21 protein-coding genes are annotated in these 20457 nt (G+C 61.0%); 13 read left to right on the top strand and 8 right to left on the bottom strand.

The window, feature by feature from the left end:
* Positions 1-804: 804 nt before the first annotated feature.
* The gene (locus ACS8YF_RS15620) at positions 805-2259 is read right to left on the bottom strand and encodes an aldehyde dehydrogenase family protein (protein WP_440851075.1); all 1455 of its coding nucleotides are present in this window, start codon (positions 2257-2259) and stop codon (positions 805-807) included.
* A 273-nt stretch (positions 2260-2532) separates the two neighbouring features.
* On the opposite strand from ACS8YF_RS15620, the gene ACS8YF_RS15615 reads away from it, so the two are divergent.
* The 3 genes from ACS8YF_RS15615 (at position 2533) to ACS8YF_RS15605 (ending at position 5293) form a co-directional block, all read left to right on the top strand.
* Positions 2533-3708, top strand: a complete 1176-nt coding sequence (locus ACS8YF_RS15615) for an alkane 1-monooxygenase (RefSeq protein ID WP_440851074.1) — start codon at positions 2533-2535, stop codon at positions 3706-3708.
* Between the two features lie 116 nt (positions 3709-3824).
* Entirely contained in the window at positions 3825-3992 is a 168-nt protein-coding gene (gene rubA, locus ACS8YF_RS15610; protein ID WP_109993664.1) for a rubredoxin RubA, read from the top strand.
* 143 nt (positions 3993-4135) lie between these two features.
* Complete coding sequence (locus ACS8YF_RS15605) at positions 4136-5293, top strand: NAD(P)/FAD-dependent oxidoreductase (RefSeq protein ID WP_440851073.1); 1158 nt, start codon at positions 4136-4138, stop codon at positions 5291-5293.
* Positions 5294-5386: 93 nt separating this feature from the next.
* On the opposite strand, the gene ACS8YF_RS15600 is transcribed toward ACS8YF_RS15605, so the two are convergent.
* Together ACS8YF_RS15600 and ACS8YF_RS15595 are read right to left on the bottom strand one after the other, a co-directional pair.
* The gene (locus tag ACS8YF_RS15600) at positions 5387-5977 is read right to left on the bottom strand and encodes a DedA family protein (RefSeq protein WP_440851072.1); all 591 of its coding nucleotides are present in this window, start codon (positions 5975-5977) and stop codon (positions 5387-5389) included.
* 22 nt (positions 5978-5999) lie between these two features.
* A complete protein-coding gene (locus ACS8YF_RS15595; protein WP_440851071.1) occupies positions 6000-7178 on the bottom strand; it encodes an FAD/NAD(P)-binding protein in 1179 nt (392 codons plus the stop codon).
* Between the two features lie 270 nt (positions 7179-7448).
* Here ACS8YF_RS15595 and ACS8YF_RS15590 point away from each other — a divergent pair, with 270 nt between their 5' ends.
* Positions 7449-8156 (top strand): VIT1/CCC1 transporter family protein, encoded by a 708-nt coding sequence (locus ACS8YF_RS15590; RefSeq protein ID WP_440851070.1) that lies wholly within the window; start codon positions 7449-7451, stop codon positions 8154-8156.
* A gap of 71 nt (positions 8157-8227) precedes the next feature.
* Here the strand turns inward: ACS8YF_RS15590 and sixA are convergent, their stop codons facing one another.
* On the bottom strand, positions 8228-8737 hold the full coding sequence (sixA, locus tag ACS8YF_RS15585) for a phosphohistidine phosphatase SixA (protein WP_440851069.1): 510 nt from the start codon (positions 8735-8737) through the stop codon (positions 8228-8230).
* The gene (locus tag ACS8YF_RS15580; RefSeq protein ID WP_440851068.1) at positions 8728-9063 is read right to left on the bottom strand and encodes a hypothetical protein; all 336 of its coding nucleotides are present in this window, start codon (positions 9061-9063) and stop codon (positions 8728-8730) included. Before ACS8YF_RS15580 ends, sixA begins: the two co-directional genes overlap by 10 nt.
* 184 nt (positions 9064-9247) lie before the next feature.
* Here ACS8YF_RS15580 and ACS8YF_RS15575 point away from each other — a divergent pair, with 184 nt between their 5' ends.
* The 6 genes from ACS8YF_RS15575 (at position 9248) to ACS8YF_RS15550 (ending at position 16474) form a co-directional block, all read left to right on the top strand.
* Positions 9248-12298, top strand: coding sequence for a ribonucleoside-diphosphate reductase subunit alpha (locus tag ACS8YF_RS15575; protein WP_440851067.1), 3051 nt, complete (start codon positions 9248-9250; stop codon positions 12296-12298).
* 187 nt (positions 12299-12485) lie between these two features.
* Entirely contained in the window at positions 12486-13691 is a 1206-nt protein-coding gene (locus ACS8YF_RS15570) for a ribonucleotide-diphosphate reductase subunit beta (protein WP_440851066.1), read from the top strand.
* A gap of 65 nt (positions 13692-13756) precedes the next feature.
* On the top strand, positions 13757-14290 hold the full coding sequence (locus tag ACS8YF_RS15565) for an ImmA/IrrE family metallo-endopeptidase (protein ID WP_440851065.1): 534 nt from the start codon (positions 13757-13759) through the stop codon (positions 14288-14290).
* The gene (locus ACS8YF_RS15560) at positions 14291-15682 is read left to right on the top strand and encodes a hypothetical protein (protein ID WP_440851064.1); all 1392 of its coding nucleotides are present in this window, start codon (positions 14291-14293) and stop codon (positions 15680-15682) included. It begins immediately after the preceding gene.
* Positions 15675-16205: a hypothetical protein gene (locus ACS8YF_RS15555; protein WP_440851063.1), complete on the top strand. Its 531-nt coding sequence runs from the start codon at positions 15675-15677 to the stop codon at positions 16203-16205. The genes ACS8YF_RS15560 and ACS8YF_RS15555 overlap by 8 nt, the downstream gene beginning before the upstream one ends.
* A gap of 35 nt (positions 16206-16240) precedes the next feature.
* Positions 16241-16474 (top strand): DUF5062 family protein, encoded by a 234-nt coding sequence (locus ACS8YF_RS15550; RefSeq protein ID WP_440851059.1) that lies wholly within the window; start codon positions 16241-16243, stop codon positions 16472-16474.
* A gap of 41 nt (positions 16475-16515) precedes the next feature.
* Here ACS8YF_RS15550 and ACS8YF_RS15545 read toward each other — a convergent pair whose 3' ends face one another.
* Complete coding sequence (locus tag ACS8YF_RS15545) at positions 16516-16785, bottom strand: HNH endonuclease (protein ID WP_440851062.1); 270 nt, start codon at positions 16783-16785, stop codon at positions 16516-16518.
* 289 nt (positions 16786-17074) lie between these two features.
* On the opposite strand from ACS8YF_RS15545, the gene ACS8YF_RS15540 reads away from it, so the two are divergent.
* The 3 genes from ACS8YF_RS15540 to ACS8YF_RS15530 all read left to right on the top strand — a co-directional run bounded on the left by ACS8YF_RS15540 (position 17075) and on the right by ACS8YF_RS15530 (position 19349).
* The gene (locus ACS8YF_RS15540; RefSeq protein WP_440851061.1) at positions 17075-17995 is read left to right on the top strand and encodes a nuclease-related domain-containing protein; all 921 of its coding nucleotides are present in this window, start codon (positions 17075-17077) and stop codon (positions 17993-17995) included.
* 59 nt (positions 17996-18054) lie between these two features.
* Positions 18055-18897 (top strand): REP-associated tyrosine transposase, encoded by an 843-nt coding sequence (locus tag ACS8YF_RS15535; RefSeq protein ID WP_440851060.1) that lies wholly within the window; start codon positions 18055-18057, stop codon positions 18895-18897.
* Between the two features lie 218 nt (positions 18898-19115).
* Positions 19116-19349, top strand: coding sequence for a DUF5062 family protein (locus ACS8YF_RS15530; RefSeq protein WP_440851059.1), 234 nt, complete (start codon positions 19116-19118; stop codon positions 19347-19349).
* A gap of 166 nt (positions 19350-19515) precedes the next feature.
* Here the strand turns inward: ACS8YF_RS15530 and gstA are convergent, their stop codons facing one another.
* Both gstA and ACS8YF_RS15520 read right to left on the bottom strand, forming a co-directional pair.
* On the bottom strand, positions 19516-20181 hold the full coding sequence (gstA, locus tag ACS8YF_RS15525; protein ID WP_440851058.1) for a glutathione transferase GstA: 666 nt from the start codon (positions 20179-20181) through the stop codon (positions 19516-19518).
* 63 nt (positions 20182-20244) lie between these two features.
* On the bottom strand, positions 20245-20457 hold a 213-nt coding region (locus tag ACS8YF_RS15520; protein WP_440851057.1), incomplete at its 5' end, for a 2-oxo acid dehydrogenase subunit E2.

The following is a 20457-nucleotide window of genomic DNA, read 5'->3' as shown; positions in this document are numbered from 1 at the left end:
GCCCGTTGTGGTGTATGGATTTGATCTGCGAGGCTTGTCAGCGGCTGGTTTCGCGCTGATGTGCGACGCATCAATTTGCGTCCGAGTAGCGGCCTTGCGATTCGCGGTTGTAAGTCTGGATCTCGGGGCTGAGTTTGGATATTGGGGTTGGTTGATTCCCGGTTTCGCACTGATGTGCGAGTCACTTTCGTTTGCTTGTCCAAACGAAAGTAACCAAAGGAAAGGACACCCTACCTTGCGCCGATGCTTCGCATCGGTGCCCTGCGCGGCTCCGGCCGAAAGCGGACCGCCGGAAACTCGCCGCGCTGCGCGCGACTCAGACATCCGGCGGTCTTTTTCGCTTTCGGCCTCCACTGCTCGGCGCTGCGCTCAAGGGCACCCGAATACAGGCACGGTCCGCGAGGTTTGGCGTTCGCGGCTGTATTTCCTCCCGTCTGAGGCGACGGAGACGCACAGCGGCGACGGGTGTCCGGCGCACTGCGCCGGTGCGGCAAGATGTTTGAGGGCCGCCAAAGCGGCCCGAGTTTTTGCCGCATCCCGTCGCCGCGAGCATCGGAGTGAACCGGCGTAGCCGGCGCCGAGGCGGGTGCCTTTTGTTTTGGCTTGTTAACGAGAGCAAGCCGAAAAGTGGCTCGCACATCAGTGCGAAACCGAGGCGAAACAAGCCTTTTGGTCCGGATCGATACGCCAAGCTCAGACGGCGCCCCCCAAAAGACTCAAGCACCAAATCCCGACTGGAATGGAAAGCCCGTTTTACGGATCAATCAGTTGGCGTGTGAGCGGGCGGAGCCCGCTGGCAACGTCTCAGGTCAACCACCGCACCGCAAACCGAATGAACCAACGGGTAAAGGCGTTGTAAGGCGGCCGGAACAGGAACGCCAGCGAGAAGCGGTCGCGCAGTACGCTGCGTTCGTGCGAGAAGGCCAGGTAGCCATAGTGGCCGTGGCTGTTGCCGATGCCGGAGTTGTTCACGCCGCCGAAGGGCAGTTGGCCGTGCAGGAAATGCATCATCGCCTGGTTCACGCAGGAGCCGCCGGCACTGGTGCGCGACAGTACCGTTTCGATGACGTAGTTGTCGGTGGCGTAGATATACAGCGCCAATGGCTTCGGCCGTGCGTTGATGGCCGCGATGGGCTGTTCGATATCGCTGTAGGTGAGAATCGGCAGCAGCGGGCCGAAGATCTCTTCCTGCATGATGCGGGCGTTTTCGTCGACCCGGGTGAGCAGGGTGGGGGCCAGGAAACGATCGTCGTTGGCCGGCACCGTGCCCACCGGCAGCTCGGCGCCGCGTTCGATGGCGTCGTCGAGCAGGCCGCGCACGCGCTCGTAGTGTTTGTCGTTGACGATACGGCAGTAGTCGCCGTTGTCGGCCAGCTTTTCACGCGCGCCGTAGAGCGAATCCAGTGCGTCGCGGCAGGCGGCGATGAATTCGTCGCGGATGGCTTCGTGCACGTAGACATAGTCCGGCGCGATGCAGGTCTGGCCGTTGTTGGCGAACTTGCCCCAGACCAGCGTCGTGGCGGCGGTCTTGATCCTGGCGGAGCGGTCGACGATGACCGGCGACTTGCCGCCCAGTTCGAGCGTGACCGATGTCAGATGCCTGGCCGCCGCGCCCATCACGATGCGGCCGACCGCCGGCGAGCCGGTGAAAAAGATATGGTCGAACGGCAGTTCCAGCAGCCGCTGCGACGTCTCGACCGCGCCCTGGACGACCGCGACTTCATCCTCGTCGAACAGTTCGGCCAGGAACTCGGCCAGAAAAGCCGCACAGTGCGGTGTCATCTCGGAGGGCTTGAGAATCACCGTATTGCCGGCGGCGATCGCCGAGACCAGCGGGCCGAGCGACAGATTGATCGGGTAGTTCCAGGGCGAGATGATCAGGCATACGCCGCGCGGCTCGGTGCGCACCTCGGCCCGGGTGCCGAACATGAGCAGGGTGGGGCGCTTGTGCTTCGGCCGCATCCAGGATTTGAGCTTTTGCATCGCGTGATGCGCTTCGGCCACCACCGGCAGGATCTCGGTGACTTCCACCTCGGCGGCCGGCTTGGCGAAATCCGCATGGCAGGCGGCGTGGATCGCCTCGCGCTTTGCGAACATCAACGCGCGCAGGCGCGCGAGCTTGGCGATGCGCTCGGCAGCGTTGGATGTCCGCAGCACCAGCGCCCTGGCTTGTTGTGCTTCGAACAGCCGCTGGATACGACCGGCATCGGTATCGGCCACGGTGTCGGCAGTCGGGATTGGCTGCGCCGCGCTGTTCATAGGCTCCTCCCGGCGCGATGGCGCCGCTTTCGTATTTTTGTACCCGTCTGCGCGACAACTGTCGAACAGGGCCGCGTTCGTCGATGCGGCCGGCGGCGGCGTGCGGCGAGTTGACGCGGTGACCTCTGCATCATAAATTACATTGAGTGATGTAAATAATACATTGATGAGTGACGTCCGGTTCGTCGGCATGGCTGTCGAGCCGGCGCTTTGTCTGATGCGACGGGGCTTGTCTGCAACGTGGGCCGTACACAAGGCCCCAGGAGGCGCGTCATGAGCGATGCACAGATCAGCCTTGCCGAAGCCCGGGCCTACGACAGAAAACGCTGGCTGTGGCCGATGGGGTTCGGCATCGTCATGCTGGTCGTCGCGGTCACGCTGGCGGGTTGGCTGAGTGGTTTGACGGTGCTGATGTTTGCCGGACCCATCATGGTCTACGGCATCGTGCCGTTGCTCGATTTCACCATCGGCAAGGACAGCACCAATCCGCCCGAGCGCGTGCTGGACGTGCTCGAAAACGATCCGTTCTATCGTTACTCGACGTATATCTACGTGCTGGTGCAGCTGGTGCTGTTTGTCGGCGTGTGCGTCATCGTGGGCACGCAGCCGCTCACGATCGGGCAGTGGCTGGGGTTCGTCTCGACCATCGGCATGCTGTCGGGCATTTCCATCAACACGGCCCATGAACTCGGACACAAAAACACGGTGATCGAGAGCTGGCTGGCCAGGATTGCACTCGCGCCGGTGGCCTACGGCCATTTTTATGTCGAGCACAACTTCGGCCACCACAGCCGCGTGGCCACACCGGAAGACCCGGCCAGTGCGCGCATGGGCGAATCGTTCTGGCGATTCCTGCCGCGCACCGTGCTCGGCAGCGCGCGTTCGGCCTGGCATATCGAGAAGCGCCGGCTGGCGCGCAAGGGGCTTTCGACGTGGTCGCCGCGCAACGAAGTGCTGCAGTCCTGGGGCATGACGGCCGTGCTCTGGATCGCGATGATGGCGGCATTCGGCATTCAGCTGTTGCCGTTTCTGATCGTGCAGGCCGTGCTCGGCGCCTCGCTGCTGGAGGCCGTCAACTACTGCGAGCACTACGGCCTGCTGCGCCAGAAGGACGCCAACGGGCGCTACCAGCGCTGCCGGCCGGAGCATTCCTGGAACAACGACCACATCGTGACCAACATCTTCCTGTTCCATCTGCAGCGGCATTCCGATCATCACGCCCATCCGACCCGGCGCTATCAGTCGTTGCGGCATTTCGACGAGGCCCCTGAGCTGCCCACGGGGTATGCCGGCATGATCGTGCTCGCCTATGTGCCGTGGCTCTGGTATCGCGTCATGGATCCGCGCGTGGCCAGTCATTACGGCGGCGACATTCGGCGGGCCAATCTCGATCCGCGCCATCGCGACCGGCTCCTGGCCCGGTATCCGCCGCCGCTGGCGTCGCCGTGACGACGGCCTGCATCGCCGCCGCGGCGGTGTTTTGGTAGCCTTGAGCGTAGTTTCAAAGGGCGCTGCCTCCCGGCAGCGCCCGTTTTTTGATCACCATGGTCTAGCGAGAGCGAGCAATGAAGAAGTGGCAATGCATCGTCTGCGGATTCGAATACGACGAAGCCGAGGGCATTCCGGACGAGGGAATCGCGCCCGGCACCAAGTGGGAAGACATCCCCGACGACTGGACCTGCCCCGATTGCGGTGCGCCCAAGGACGACTTCGAAATGATGGAAGTCGACTGACGCATCGCGCGATGCGTCGCGTGAGCGCTGCGCGCCGGCCCGCGGCGCCGACGACACACGCGATTCCACGGGCTGTTGGCCCCACCGGGCGCCCGGCGCCTGGCGGGGCGCGCCGGCCCTGAACGTCAAAGAGGCACGAGCGCATGGACCCGATCATCATCATCGGCACCGGACTGGCCGGCTACAGCGTGGCCCGGGAATTCCGCAAGCACGATACCGCCACGCCGGTGGTTCTCATCACCCGCGACGATGGGGCGAGCTACTACAAGCCCGATATCTCCGAGGCCCATGCCAAGGACAAGGGGGCGCCCGAACTGGTGCAGAAGACGGTCGAGGAAATGGCCGCGATGCTCGATGTTACCGTGCGTACCCATGAACAGGTCGAGGCCATCGACCGCGAGGCGCATCAGGTGCAACTGGCCAGCGAGACGCTGACCTATTCCAGGCTGGTGCTGGCCTGGGGCGCCGATCCGATCGTGCTGAACCTGGCCGGCGATGCGGCGGACCGCGTCCACAAGGTCAATAACCTGATGGATTATCGCGCGTTTCGCGACAATCTGGAGGCGGGCTCGCACGTGGCGATTCTCGGCGCCGGGTTGATCGGCTGTGAGTTCGCCAACGACCTCATCCAGTACGGTTACAAGGTCTCGGTGGCCGATCCGGCCGACTGGCCGCTCGCCCAGCTCGTGCCGGAAGCCGCGGGCGAGGCGGTCAGGACCGCGCTGGCCCACGCCGGGGTCGATTGGCATCTGGGGCACGCGGCCACCGGTGTGCATCAGGGGGACGACGATCGCTACCATGTCGTGCTCGACGACGATTCGCAGATCAATGCCGATGTCGTGCTCTCGGCGGTCGGCCTCAGGGCCGGCACCGCGCTGGCCGAGGCGGCCGGGCTCGAGGTCGACCGCGGCATCGTGGTGGATCGCACGCTGGTCACCTCGGATCCCGATATCTACGCGCTCGGCGACTGCGCCGAGGTCGACGGCCACTGGCGGCCTTACGTCGGCCCGCTCATGCAGTGCGCGCGCGTCCTCGGCAAGACGTTGGCCGCGGGCGCGGACGACGAGCCCGGGCGGGTCAAGTATCCGACGTTGCCGATCATCATCAAGACCCACGTCTGCCCGGTGATCGTTTACCCGCCGGTCGACCCGCACGGCGAATGGCAGATCGAGCGTGATGGCACGGCGGTGGAGGGGCGCTTTGTCGACGGCGACGGTCGGCTGCAGGGTTTCGTGCTCACCGGTGAGGCCACGCAAAAACGCCGCGACTACATCAAGGAAGCCCCGTCGCTGCTGGACTGATCGCCGCGCCGCCGTATAGGGCGCACCGTGATCGGGTGGATGGCGCGCCCGCCAGTGCCGGCTCGAAGCAGCGCCTGCCGCCCGGGGTTTGATCTACCGCCGGGCGCGCCGCGCCCCGAGCCAGAACCAGATGACGACGATCAGGAAGGCGGCCGCGCACAGATACGACAACGGCTTGAGATAATGCTCGATCGCGCCCCAGTGCGCGCCGAATTCGTAGCCGGCCACGGCCAGCGCCAGATTCCACGGCAGTGAGCCGAGCAGGGAATACAGCAGGAAGCGGCCCAGCGGCATCTCGCCGATACCGGCCGGCAGCGAGATGAAGGTCCGGAAGGCCGGCAGCAGGCGGGTCACGAACACCGTGACCTCACCGTAGTGCGCGAACCAGTCTTCGGCGCGCTCCAGATGTCGTTCGTTGAGCCATATATAGCGGCCGTAGCGCCGGATCAGCGGCCGGCCGCCCCGGCGGCCCACGACATAGGCGATCCAGCTGCCCGCCACATTGCCGAGGGTGGCCGCCGCGACCACGCCCCACAGCGACAGCGCGCCCTGGAATGCGAGAAATCCCGCGGCCGGCACCACGAGTTCGCTCGGGATCGGGATACAGGCGGATTCCAGCGCGCTCAACACGAAGACGGCCAGCAGACCGTAGTGTTGGACGAAGGCGGTCAGGGCATCAGACACAAATATTCTCCGGGATGAGCGCTCAGGAAACGGCGGCCGCCATCGGGGCAGGGCTCTTCGTGCGCCCTGCCAGCGTAGCCAGAATGCGCCCGGCCAGGCGCGCGCCCTTGATATTGCCGGCCATCGGCCCGAGCTGCAGGCTGGCCGGGCGCCCGGCGACGTGCAGGCCGGGTGCTACCGCCAGCTCGCGGTCGAGATGCAGATGGCCGGCGGCATCGGTGGCCAGATCGAAATCCGCGACCGCCCGGCCCAGCACGCTGTCGGCATCGGGCCGATGGACGAAGCCGGTGGCCAGGATCACGCGCTCGGCATCGATGATGCGGCCGCCGGCCAGCACCACGCCGGCTGCACACAGCCGTGCCGGTTCGCCCTGTCGCCAGGCGAGCGCGCCGCTGGCCAGCGCCGAGGTGATGGCGCTGTAAATATCCGGCGGCAGCGTGCCGGGCTGCCGTGCCTGGGCGAGCAATGCCGTGCGCTGGGCCCACGAGGCCTCGGCGAACGGTGCCAGGCAGCGCGGGCCGGCATAGCACGGGTCGGAATCGAAATCCGCGCGCACCGGCGGCTGGCGCGTGAGCCAGCACACGCGATGCCCGGCGCCGATGGCCCGCAGGGCGAGCTGGGCGCCGGTGATGCCGCCCCCCACGATTACCGTGGCCCGGCCGGGGGCGCCGAGCGCGAAATGCGGATCGAAGACATGTTCGGCCGCTTCGAGCCCGGCCGGGCGATACGGGCGGTTCGGGCCGGTTGCCAGCACGACGCGTCGGGCCGTCGGGGCGGCGTGGTCGAGTTCGACCCGCCAGGCCCCGTGTTCGCGGCTCAGGCGCCGCGCGCGGCGCGGTATATGCCGCGGTGTGCCCAGTTCGGCCCGGGCATGGGCGTCGAACAGGGCCAGTGACGGGCGGCGATAGTAGCCGAGTGCGTGGGCTTCGTCGTAGCCGCGCGCGGCGGCGAAACGCCGCAGGCTGTCGGCTCGCGCGCCGAGATGATGCGCGTTGGAAGAGCGCAGGTAGCGCATGCCACAGGCCGCGGCCCGGGCCCGCCAGGCGGCCATCGCCGGCATCGGATCGACCACGGCGAGCCGGGCCGCGGGGGCGGCCCGGGCGATCGAGGCGGCGATGAAGCGGCCGTGCGGGCCGCCGCCGATGACGAGCCAGTCGTAATCGGTCGGGGCGCGCGGGTGGCCTTGTACGATCGTGGTCATATGTCCGGTTCGACCGGCCTTGCAATGGCCCTGATCCTATCATTCGGCCGCGAACAAAACCGAGATGCTGGCCCCAAGCGATTGCGTGCGCTCGCTTCGGCGCGCTGGCGGGCGCCGGTCCGGCACGGCGGTTTCGCGGGCGGTCGGGGCGGACTGTTAATAAGAATCAGAACGGCTCAAACACCGGTAAAAAAGCTGTGTTAAAACGCCGGCCTGTGGGGCGAGCCGCATCCCGGCTTGCTGTTTGGAACCCGGCGCACGAGAGGGAACATGACGAGTCATCGCCACCAGCGGCATCATGAACATCACAACAGTCATCGGCTGGGATGGCTGCGCGCCTCGGTACTCGGCGCGAACGACGGCATCGTATCGGTGTCCAGTCTGGTGCTTGGCGTGGCCGCCGGCCAGGCGGACGCCAAGAGCGTGATGCTGGCCGGCATTGCCGGGCTGGTGGCCGGTGCGTTGTCGATGGCGGCCGGCGAATATGTCTCGGTCAGTTCGCAGTCCGACACCGAGCGCGCCGACCTGGCGATGGAGCAGCGCGAGATCGAAGCGCATCCGGAGGCCGAGCACGCCGAGCTCAAGGGGATTTACATCGAACGCGGTCTCGACGAGCCACTGGCCGCGCAGGTGGCCAGCGCGCTGATGGCCCACGACGCGCTGGGCGCGCATGCCCGCGACGAACTGGGTCTGTCGGACAATACCGCGGCGCGCCCGCTGCAGGCGGCGCTGGCATCGGCGGCGTCGTTTGTCGTGGGCGCCGCGGTGCCATTGATCGTGGTGCTCGTCGTCAGCCGCGCGGCGGTTCTGCCGGCGGTCTCGATCAGCGTGCTGCTGGCCTTGATGGTGCTGGGCGCATTGTCGGCCCGGGCCGGCGGCGCGCCCATGTTCAAGTCGGTGGCGCGGGTGACGCTCTGGGGCGCGATCGCGATGGGCGTGACCTCGGTCGCGGGTCTGCTGTTCGGGGTGGCCGTATAGGGCGGCAACCCCGATCGACGCAACCCCGCATGGCGCGAAAAAGCGCCGGAATAGGGCGCTGAATCGGCTTGTTAGCCCAGGGCGCGCAACTGCTTCGCCGTCAACAACCAGCGCAGGGTGCCGGTGCCGCCGTCGGGCGCGCCGGGGAATTCCAGCAAGGCTGCGCTGGCCTTCTTGAAGGCCAGCAGCCGGTCGCGCCGGCGCGTCAGGCTCCAGGATACCCAGGTCGCCAGATCCGGCTCGTGGCCCACCAGCATCACGCGGTGCTCGCCGAAATGGGTGTGCAGCCAGTCGTCCAGCGCTTCCATGTCCACCGGCGGGGCGAGCACCTCGGCCTCGTCCACCGGCGGGTCGTCCAGATAGCCGGCCAGGATCTCGGCGGTCTGGCGCGCGCGCAGCAACGGGCTGGTCAGGATGGCGTCGATGGGCATATCGGCCAGCGCCGCGCGCAGGCCGGCGGCGGCCGCGCGCGTGCGCCGCTCGCCATGCGCGGTGAGCGGGCGCTCGTCGTCGGACAATCCCATGCTGTGGGCTTCGTCGCGATCCAGGGCAATGCCGTGGCGAATCACAATCACGTCCATGCCGGTATTGTCGCCTGTCTCGGTGTCGTCGTCATTACGGACCGCGCAAGGCCGCGGGGAATTTGGCCGAAGCTATCGAAAACGGCTTCGATCACAACAAAAACAATCGTCATCTTTTCCGACAGTCGCAAGCGCTTGGCGGTCAAGGCATGCCGTGGCGTGGCGGCTTTCGGGGGGCGGTGCGGGCCGGGCGTGCGCCGGGCCGTGAAGACACAAGGCCGCGCCGAGGCCGGGGCGTGTCGGCGAATCGTTAACCAGCGCGGCAAAGCCTTGTTTACCGGCGCATCGCGGCATTTATCCCACGATTTATCCACAGCGTTGTGCACGGCTTGTTCACCGCAACTACACAACATGTAGTGATTTGGGGCCCCAAAACGGGTTCTTGACCACAGTATCTAGTGGGGTATCTTGTTTGTCCAACGACGCGGTTTCCGGCTGTCCACCGCGTCGAGGGCAAGACTCTTTCACGGCGCGTTGCGGCGCAACGCAGCCAACCAGCGCGGAGACGACATGGCACAGGCAGAGATTTCCGAGCGCGGCGAAGCGCGCCAGCAGCACGGCGAGACCGCGGGCGGGCAGAGCTACGGCGCGGCCATCGAGGCCACCAAGCCCGGCGCTTACAAAGTGATTCGGCGCAATGGCAAGGTCACGCCGTTCGATGCCTCCAAGATCGAGCTCGCCGTGACCAAGGCGTTCATCGACGTGGAAGGCCAGCAGGGCGCGGCCTCCTCGCGCATCCGCCAGACCGTCAAGGACATCACCGAACAGGTGGTCCAGGGGGTGACCCGCAGCCTGCCGGGCGGCGGCGCGGTGCACATCGAGGACATCCAGGATTACGTCGAGCTGGCGCTGATGCGCTTCGGCGAGCACAAGGTGGCGCGTTCCTACGTGCTCTATCGCGAGGAGCGCGCCCGCGAGCGAGCGGCCAAGCAGGCCGAAACGGGCGCGATCGACGCCCCGGCCGCCGCCCGCGAGATCCAGGTCACCTTCAACAACGGGGCCACCGCCGAACTCGATCGCGATCGCCTGACGCGCGTGATCACTGAGGCCTGCGAAGGCATCGACGGCGTCACCGCCGACACCGTGCTGGCCGATACGCTGAAAAACGCCTACGACGGCATCACCGAAGACGAGCTGTCCACCGCGCTGATCCTGTCCGCGCGCCAGCGCCTGGAAGCCGAGCCCAACTATGGCTCGGTGGCCGCGCGCCTGCTGATGGACAAGCTGCGCCACGAAGCGCTGACCTTCCTGGCCGAAGGCGAGGTGGTGTATGCCACCCACGCCGAGATGCGCGAAGGCTATACCGCCTATTTCAAGGACTTCATTGCCCGCGGCGTGCATCACGAACTGCTCGACCCGCGGCTGGGCGAGTACGACCTGGACATGCTCGGCAACGCGCTGATTGCCGATCGCGATCTCGAGTTCACCTATCTCGGCCTGCAGACGCTCTACGACCGCTACTTCATCCATTACGATTCCAAGCGCTTCGAGCTGCCGCAGGCGTTTTTCATGCGCGTGGCGATGGGCCTGGCGATCAACGAGATTGAGCGCGAAGAAAAAGCGATCGAGTTCTACAAGCTGCTGTCGAGCTTCGACTTCATGTCGTCCACGCCGACGCTGTTCAACTCCGGCACCCTGCGCCCGCAGCTGTCCTCCTGCTACCTGACGTCGGTCGACGACGATCTGCACGGCATCTACGAAGCCGTGCAGGACAACGCGCTGCTGTCCAAATTCGCCGGCGGCCTGGGCAACGACTGGACCAACGTCCGCGCCATGGGCGCCCACATCAAGGGCACCAACGGCAAGAGCCAGGGCGTTGTGCCGTTCCTGAAGGTGGTCAACGACACGGCTGTGGCCGTGAATCAGGGCGGGAAACGGAAGGGTGCGGTCTGTGCCTATCTGGAAACCTGGCACAAGGACATCGAGGAATTCCTCGACCTGCGCAAGAACACCGGCGACGATCGCCGCCGCTGCCACGACATGAACACCGCGAACTGGATCCCGGATCTGTTCGTCAAGCGTGTGCTGAACGACCAAAACTGGACGCTGTTCTCGCCCGACGACGTGCCCGAGCTGCACGATCTGACCGGCAAGGCGTTCGAGCAGGCCTACGCCGGCTATGAAGCCAAGGCCGAGGCCGGCGAGATCACCAACACCAAGACGCTTCCGGCCGTCACCCTGTGGCGCAAGATGCTGTCCATGCTGTTCGAAACGGGCCACCCGTGGTTCACCTTCAAGGACCCGTGCAACCTTAGATCCCCGCAGCAGCACAAGGGCGTGGTACACAGCTCCAACCTGTGCACCGAGATCACGCTCAACACCTCGCCGGGCAAGGAAATCGCGGTCTGCAACCTGGGTTCGGTGAACCTGCCGCAGCATATCGAGCCAGATGCAAACGGCAATCCTCAGCTGAATACCGAGAAGCTCGAGCGCACCATCAACACCGCGATGCGCATGCTCGACAACGTCATCGAGTACAACTACTACAGCGTCAAGACCGCGCGCGATTCCAACCTGCGGCATCGCCCGGTCGGCATGGGCCTGATGGGCTTCCAGGACGCGCTGTACAAGCTAAAAGTGCCGTACGAGTCGGAAGAGGCCGTCGAGTTCGCCGATCGCTCCATGGAGCAGATCAGCTACTACGCCATCCAGGCTTCCACCAACCTGGCCGAAGAGCGCGGCGCCTACAGCTCGTTCAAGGGCAGCCTGTGGGATCAGGGCATCCTGCCGATCGATTCCATCCAGCTGCTGCGCGAGAACCGCGGCGAGGCCCCAAGCGGAGAACTATACCTGGACCAGGACGAGAGCCAGACGCTGGATTGGGAAACCCTGCGCACCCGCATCCAGCAGGTCGGCATGCGCAACTCCAACTGCATGGCCATCGCCCCGACGGCGACCATCGCCAACATCACGGGTGTTTCTCAGTCGATCGAGCCGACGTACCAGAACCTGTACGTCAAATCGAACCTGTCGGGCGAGTTCACCGTGGCCAATCCGTACCTGGTCGAAGACCTCAAGAGCCTCGGCCTGTGGGACGCGGTGATGGCCAACGACCTCAAGTACTACGACGGCTCCGTGCAGGCGATCGACCGTATCCCGGACGAGCTCAAGGTGCTCTACAAATGCGCCTTCGAGATCGACCCGCGCTGGCTGGTGGAATCCGGCTCGCGGCGCCAGAAGTGGCTGGATCAGGCCCAGAGCCTGAACCTCTACATGGCCGAACCGTCCGGCCGCAAGCTCGATGAACTGTACAAGCTGGCGTGGAAGAAGGGCCTGAAGACCACTTACTACCTGCGCACCATGGGTGCCACGCATACCGAGAAATCCACCATCAGCGATCATCGGCTGAACGCGGTGGCCAACGCGGGCAAGGGTTCCGGCGGTGGCCATGGCGGCTCCGGCGCCGCAAACGGCGGCTCGGCAGCCAACGGCAGCGGAATTTCGGCCCATGGCAACGGCAGTGCGCGCGCCTCGGCGAGTACCGCGCCAGCCCCGGCCGCTGCACCCACCGCGCCCATGGCTTGTGCCATCGACGATCCGGATTGCGAGGCCTGCCAGTAAAGCCAGAGCAAAGGTAAAGACATTCGTCCGCAGATCAACGCAGATTCACGCAGATGAAAGACAAAGCGACAAGCCGTTCTTGTTATTTGCGTGCTTCGCGTTCATTTGCGGACGTTTTTCTCGCCCGCGCTGACCGCCTGAAACAGAACAACGCTTTTTAACGAAGCAAAGCAACCAGGAACACACCATGCTCGACTTCGAAGACACCCCGCGCCAGGGTATTCCGAACCGCGACGCGCACAAGGCCGGTTCCACGTCCAACCCGAACCCGGCCGGCGCCAGCCCGGATCCGTTCGCGCTCGAGCGTGAAACCGAAGCCCCGCAGCCGGGCCACGCCGATGGCGTCACCGGCCTGGAACAGGTCGAGCTCGGCGGCAACCGCGTGTCCGTCGACGAAAAGCAGATCATCAACTGCCGCGCCGACGTCAATCAGCTCGTGCCCTTCAAGTACACCTGGGCCTGGGACAAATACCTCAACGCCTGCGCCAACCACTGGATGCCGCAGGAAGTGAACATGGCGGCGGACATCGCCACCTGGAACGACCCGAACGGCCTGACCGAAGACGAACGCCTGATCCTCAAGCGCGGCTTCGGCTTCTTCTCGTCTTCCGAGTCGCTGGTGGCCAACAACATCGTGCTGGGCATCTTCCGGCACCTCACCAACCCCGAGTGCCGCCAGTACCTGCTGCGCCAGGCGTTCGAGGAAGCCGTGCACGGCCACTGCTTCCAGTACATCGTGGAAAGCCTCAACCTCGACGAGGGCGAGATCTACAACATGTATCGCGAGCTGCCCAGCGTGCACAACAAGGCCGCCTGGGCCCTGAAGTACACCCAGAGCCTGTCCGACCCGAACTTCAAGACCGGCACCCCCGAGAACGACCAGAAATTCCTGCGCGATCTGATCGCCTTCTACTGCGTGTTCGAAGGCATCTGGTTCTATGCCGGCTTCGTGCAGTTCCTGTCCTTCGGCCGCCGCAACAAGATGACGGGCACCGCCGAGCAGGTGCAATACATCATGCGTGATGAGTCCATGCACCTGAACTTCGGCATCGACGTCATCAACCAGATCAAGATCGAAAACCCGCACCTCTGGTCCGAGGCCTTTCAGGAAGAAGCCCGCACCATGATCGACGAGGCCATGCACCTCGAGATCGAATCCGCCCACGACACCATGCCCCGCGGCGTGCTCGGCCTGAACGCCAGCATGTTCGACGAGTACATGAAGTTCATCGCCAACCGCCGCTGCTCCCAGATCGGTCTGGCTGAGCTGTATCCCGGCGCGGAAAATCCGTTCCCGTGGATGAGCGAGATGATGGATTTGAATAAGGAGAAGAACTTCTTTGAGACTCGGGTGATTGAGTATCAGACGGGTGGGGCGTTGAGCTGGGACTAATAGAGGATCGACGTCGAACAGCACTATATGTATGCTCCCACCCTTAGCCTAAAGGGTGGCGAGTTATGCTTTCTAATCGCCGAAAGGAGATCAATTCACTCGCAACGCATTTACGTGCGGAACTTAACCTATCGACTCCCGTGGATTTGAAAGAGGCTGTCGAAAAGTTAGGAGGAGAGATAGAGAGTTTCGACGAGCGCTTTGGGGGTAATGCTGAAGCCTATGTGCGAAAGCGCGGCGAGTCTTTTGCAATAGCCATTAAAACACCACATGAGAAGCGCGAACGTTTTTCTATTGCTCACGAGCTCGGTCATTTATTTCTTCATCTCGGCTATCTGGTCGACGATGAGCTATGGGAAAGTGCCGCGCAGGGGTATATAGACTCTGTGCATCATCGAATGGGGTACGGCGAAGAAGAGTTTGAAGCTCACGAATTCGCCGGTGCATTTTTAATGCCTGCTTCCGAGTTTAGAGAAGTCGCGGAAAAAAATCGAAACGGGCGAAAATACGATTTGACTAAGATTGCTGGCCATTTTGATGTTTCTAATATGGCAGCAAAAACCCGTGGTAGATGGCTTCGGTTATTTAGTTGGGACTAGATGGCTCCAGAGAAAGAACTAAAAAATAGTCTAGATTTAGAGGATTTTCGGCTAAAAAGCTCTTCAGTTAGCGATCAGAAACCGGTCGCATACTTGTTTTTCTCATTAGATGTGGTCGATTCGACGCGACTTAAAACTGAAGAAAAAAACTGGATCCGATTAATAACTTATTTCTTTGAAGCCGCTACCGATTATGCGTCGGATGGCGGTTTTTTTGTATGGAAGCACCGAGGCGATGAAATATTATTTTTCAAGCCGCTGCATAAGAATATTAATATCATCGACGAGATAGCTTCAGGCGAAGATGTTGCTCGAAGGCTAAATGATGACTTCCGTGCCGAACATCATAGTATAAAACACGACAGGGTTCTTCATGACCCGATTTCTATTAAGGCCACTATGTGGTGTGACTTAATAGAGAATTCCCCGAAGGGCAGCATCGACGAGGCAGAAGGCGCGTTACAGAATATTGCTGACAAAAATAGATCCGTAAAGCTGTATCTTACTCAGCGCAATGACACTTCTGACCATGCCGCAGTTGAATTTTTAGGGCGCGGGATCGACGCGGGCTTTCGAGCGGCTCAATACGCTCACCCTCTTTGCGTCACCCTGACAATTGAGCTTGCCTATTTGGCTTTGCGTGGAGGGCTTGATGCCCAAAAGCTGCGCGTTGTTGGTTTTAAGCATTTAAAAGGGGTATCTGATCAGCCGATGCCGATCATCTGGTATTCAGATGATTGGAGTGTGTTGAGCGATGCGTTTGACGTGAAATCTGATTCTCGGAAAAGTTCGGAAGAGTCCTCGGCGATCAGAATGCCTCATCCTCTTACCGCCGAGCTTTGTCAAAAGCATATTTTCTCTTTCGGTTTAAAAGATAAAGTAGCCGATATTGAAGTTGAAATAGAAGATGCTAATGAGTTTGATCAAGAAGCGTTAGCTGAGGGCCCTGCGGCGAATCAGAAATTAGCGGAAGTTCACTGCGTAGCTGTTTGTTTTAATACGGCTGGTGAGGTTCTGATTGGCAAGAGGCCCAAAAAGAAGAATAGCCCGCTCTCCGAAAAGTGGGAGTTCGGCTGCGCACAATTAAGAGATCATTATTCATTTGAGCAAGCCATCCAGTTTGATTATCTTCATGACTACGGAGTTAAAGTCGAGGAAGTCTATCCAAACCCTGTGACTACCTTTGTAGTTGAAGGCTCCGATTTGAATGGCGTTATTTTCATTGCTCGCGTTAACGGGAGGCCTAAGCCGCACTCTAACAAGCACCAATCTTGCTTCTGGTCGCGTCCCGATTTCATCCAGTTTTCAGCTTCCGACTGCGTGCCGAATTTTTATCAAACTTTGTGTCGAGCAGTCGACATGTACCGGTCTTGGGTAGTATCCGATGAGTAATGAAGACAGATGTCGAGACGATTTATGGGAAATGGTACGTCGTACAGATTCGTACATTCTTGCAAGCAACTGGCGCACAGCGTTTTTTCTCACATATGTATTTGCTTTGCTAACTGTGCTTTATAAGTCCGGTGTTTGGAGTATTGATGCAAATAGCTTGTGCCTTAAGTCGTTGATTTCGGCTTTTACAGCATATTATGTGTTTTGCGTTGCTTTCGTTATTTATTTTTCGCTAAATGCATCTACTCCTAACCTCGGCAATTCCGGTATAAAAAACATCTATAATATGCCTTTGATGGGGGATCTTGATAAAAAAGTTTTTTTAGATCAATACTCGGATTTTAAGGCTCAAGAAAGCTCCGATCAAAATCTAAAGCTCGCTGAGCAATACCATGATCTTGCAGTAGTCGCTGTGCAAAAGTTTAGTAATCACGGCATTGCATCGTTTGGTGCCAAATATTTGATGCCTAGTGCAGCAGCACTGCTATTGGGGCTAAAAATATACGTGCTGTATTTCCACTAAACCGGGAGCCTTCACATCAACGCAAAGAGCACGGTATGAAAAAGCTTAAGAACGAAAAGGAGCTCGTCAAGAAAGCACTCGCGTTAGGCGTGGCGTATGGCGAGGAGCGCGGCGTCGTTGAATTCGAGCCCACCGATTCCGCGACCGATAAGTTGGAATACATCTACCGATTGCTGGTGCACGACGGCGTTATTCAGCCTTTGCCGGAAGAGCAGGTATCGCAGAAAGCGATCCAGCATCGGCTGGCGATGTGGGCGGCCAGGCAATAAGGCGAATACGGGCGGCGAACCCAGTGTTGCCGGATTCGGCGCTATTGCAGAAAAACTTCTGCCCGATGACGCGCGAGGAAAGCGGGGCTCGGCGGGAATCTCTCGGGCCGCGAAATTTCGCGGCCTTCATATGCGGCCACGGCCTGATACCAGAAATCGCCGGCTGCGTGCTCAACCGTCGGCGACACCGCGATGGTCCAATCCGCGCGGATCGTGATCAGGCCGATATCGAATGCACGGTCGTGCAGCGATGATAGGCAAAGTCCGTTGGCTGGGTTGAGTCGTTGGCCGGGCGCCTCGCGCCAGGGCACGATACGGAACTCGGGGTCAGGTCTTGCCTTTTGCCCGAACCCGAGTAGTGTGACCCCATGGCCAGACCCTTAAGACTCGAATTCGCCAGCGCGCTGTATCACGCCACCTCGCGTGGTGATCGCCGGGAAGCTATTTACGAAGACGATGAGGATTGCGTCGCCGTCTTGAACGTGCTGGCAAGCGTAGCGCGGCGCGTCAACTGGCTGCGGGAGCTGTGGGGTCAGGTCTTGCGTTTTGCGTGTAGCTCGGGGTTTAATTCGATTAGAGCGGATCAGGGTCGGGGGATAAATGCTCATCCAACTTGGTGTGGTGTTTTTTGCACTCGCTATCATATCGCCACCGTTTATTATTTTGGCGGCGCAGATTCGATGGGATGAGTTTCGTTCGAGGCGAACCGGCCGCCGCCATCCGGTGACGCGGGGTATGCTTCGCCCGCCCGGTCACGCCCTTTCGGAAAAGCGCCGATATTTAGCAATGGATGCCGTGTACTCCATGGCACTTGGTCCGACGGTCGGGTTTATTGCCTTCGCTTCTGCATTTGGTGTGCCATATTTTAGCGGTAAGTCGGTTTCAAGCTTCTTAGTTGCCCTAGCCGTTGTCGCGACCATTTGCACGTCGGTATGGGCGGGCATTAGATTACGTAGCTTGTTTAATGAGTTGCAGGCCTTGAGGCTTGGTTGGGAAGGCGAAGTCGCGACCGCTGAAGAACTCAATAAGCTCATGACAGACGGTTTCGAAGTTTTTCACGATCTTCCCTGCGAACGATTCAACATTGATCACGTAATTGTGGGGCCTACAGGTGTGTTTGCCGTCGAGACTAAAACGCGCTCTAAGCAAAAACGTTCCGAAGACGCGCAAAACGATTACACCGCGACCTTCGATGGCAAAACTCTTGACTTCGCGGGGTGGCGAGATCGTCGGTGCCTCGAGCAGGCAAAGCGACAGGCCAAGTGGTTAAGCGATTGGCTGACCAAAGCAACGGGCGAACCGACGGTAGCGACTCCTGCCATCGCGATCCCTGGTTGGCAGGTCAACAGATTGAAGGGGTCAAATAAGCAGCCGATCCGTGTATTTAATCCGCGCGAAGCGAAAAGCTTGGTGCGAAATCCTACATCGCAGCCGCTCGATCGCGCGGGCGTGAAGCGAATCGCGTATCAACTTGATCAGAGATGCAGGAAAGACCTTGAGCATAGACAGGTCGAGCACTGATAAGGGGGCGGCTTGTACAGACAGGTCTTCCCCTTTGCCGAGCGAGTGGTTAGTACCCCATGGCCAGACCCTTAAGACTCGAGTTCGCCGGCGCGCTCTATCACGTCACCTCGCGTGGTGATCGCCGGGAAGCTATTTACGAGGACGACGAGGATCGCGTCGCCTTCTTGAACGTGCTGGCGAGCGTAGCGCGGCGCTTCAACTGGCTTGTTCACGCCTATTGCTTGATGAGCAATCACTATCATCTGCTGATCGAAACGCCGGACGGCAACCTCGCCCAAGGCATGCGCCAGCTCAACGGGGTATATACCCAGTACAGCAATCGTCGCCATCGCCGGGTTGGGCATCTGTTCCAAGGCCGCTATAAGGCGATATTGGTGCAGAAGGAGCCGTATCTTCTCGAGGTGGCGCGCTATATCGTCTTGAACCCCGTCCGCGCCGGCATGGTGCGGAGTGCCGGCGACTGGCCCTGGAGCAGTTACCGAGCGACTGCCGGCCGCGAGGCCATCCCGGAATGGCTGACCACGGAATGGGTTCTGTCGGCATTCCGCACGCAGGTGCGCGAGGCGCAGCTGGCGTATCGCCGCTTTGTCAGCGAAGGGCGTGGCCTGCCGCCGCCTTGGGATTCATTGGCGAATCAGGTGTTTTTGGGGGACGATTCGTTCGTCGACGCCATGCGCGCCCGCATCGAGCCCTCGAATCGGCAGCTGGGCGAGGTGCCGAGGGCCCAGCGTGCCGGTCGGGCTCGCCCGATTGGCGACTACGAAAAGGAGGCCGGCTCGCGTGATGCGGCGATCGCCGCCGCTTATGCCTCGGGTGGCTACACCATGCAAGAGATCGGCCAGCATTTCGGGCTGCATTATTCGCGGATCAGCCGCATTATCAAGCGGTTCGAGAACTAGGCATTGATGGGCATAATGCCAGTGTCGATGTGCCGGGAGCCCGTGTCCAGACGATCGGTGCGAAGCATGGGTGGAGCAGGCGGTGCGGCGGTGGTAGGCCGAAATCGACAGCGGGAATTCGGCGACCACCAGGACAACAAGTCGGTCTATTAAATACGGCGGTGCCACACAGTGACGTACGTCGCGTATCGTCGATACATCAACGCAAAGAGCAAGGTATGAAAAAGCTCAAGAACGAAAAGGAACTCGTCAAGAAAGCACTCGCGTTAGGCGTGGCGTATGGCGAGGAGCGCGGCGTCGTTGAATTCGAGCCTACCGATTCCGCGACCGATAAGTTGGAATACATCTACCGATTGCTCGTGCACGACGGCGTTATTCAGCCTTTGCCGGAAGAGCAGGTGTCGCAGAAAGCGATCCAGCATCGGCTGGCGATGTGGGCGGCCAGGCAATAAGGCGAATACGGAGTGATACGGGGTCAAGTCTACTCATTCTCTAAAATGCGACCACGAAACAAATGACGTGTGCATAGACTTGCCCTCTGGCGACCGACCCCAAGCTCTCCCGGGTGCTTCAGGGATGCTCTGTCGTGGATGAAACGGGCGGTATGTCGCGCGCCGCTTAGCCCATCAAGTCGCTCGCATCCTGCCCACTCCAAGTTTGGGGCGATGATTTGTCAATTCTCAGACTTTCCGCCTCTATTGCCGCTTGTACTGCCGGGCGTTTCGCAATTCGCTCCAGATAAGTCGAAAGTCGAGGGTAGGGAGCAAGGTTGATCTCAAACAGGCTCGACCAACGCGCAATCGTGAACAGGTAGATGTCGCATAAGGAGAATTGGTCGCCGACCAGATAGCTGCTTTCCGCGAGATGAGCATCGATGTAATTGAATCGCGCATATATTTTCTGCGTGGCGACCCGTTGGGCATCCGATCCGTATTCAGGATGGAAAAGCCATGGGCTGAACATCTTGTGCAACTCAGAACTAATGAAGGCCAGCCACTCCTCTTGTTTGAAAAAATCAAAACTGGTCAGCGGAGCGATGAGGTTTTGTTCCTCGCTCAGCAAGGCGAGGTATTGCATGATGGCTATGCCTTCCGTGAGTAGCATGCCGTTGTCCAGCTCCAATGCTGGGACATACCCTTTCGGGTTGATTTTCAGGTAGTCGGTGCCGGCTTCGGTCTGGTGATTTTTGATATCAACACGTTGCGATTCCATGTCGATGCCCATTTCATGGGCAACAATTCTGGGACCGAGAGAGCATGTGCCGGGTGCGTAATACAGTTTCATGGTGGCTCCGCGAGTGGGTTAGTGGCGAACGGCTTGGACGTTGCTGAGAAACCGCGATAGCGATCAGAGCAGCAGGTTTCGGAGATCGGTGAGCCGCTGGGCGATATGGTTTGTGATCCGCGCCGCCTTGGCGCCGTCGATCACGCGGTGATCGTAGGAGAACGACAGCGGCAGAATCAGCCGGGGTTCGAACTCGGACCCGTTCCAGACCGGCTGCCAGCTGTGCTTGGACACGCCCAGAATGCCGACCTCGGGCGAGTTGACGATCGGCGTGAA

This window comes from Salinisphaera sp. SWV1, assembly GCF_052044155.1.
In the GTDB taxonomy this organism is placed as follows: Bacteria; Pseudomonadota; Gammaproteobacteria; order Nevskiales; family Salinisphaeraceae; genus Salinisphaera.
The sequence above is the reverse complement of the archived record's forward strand: the minus strand, read 5'-3'. Positions and strand labels throughout refer to the sequence as shown.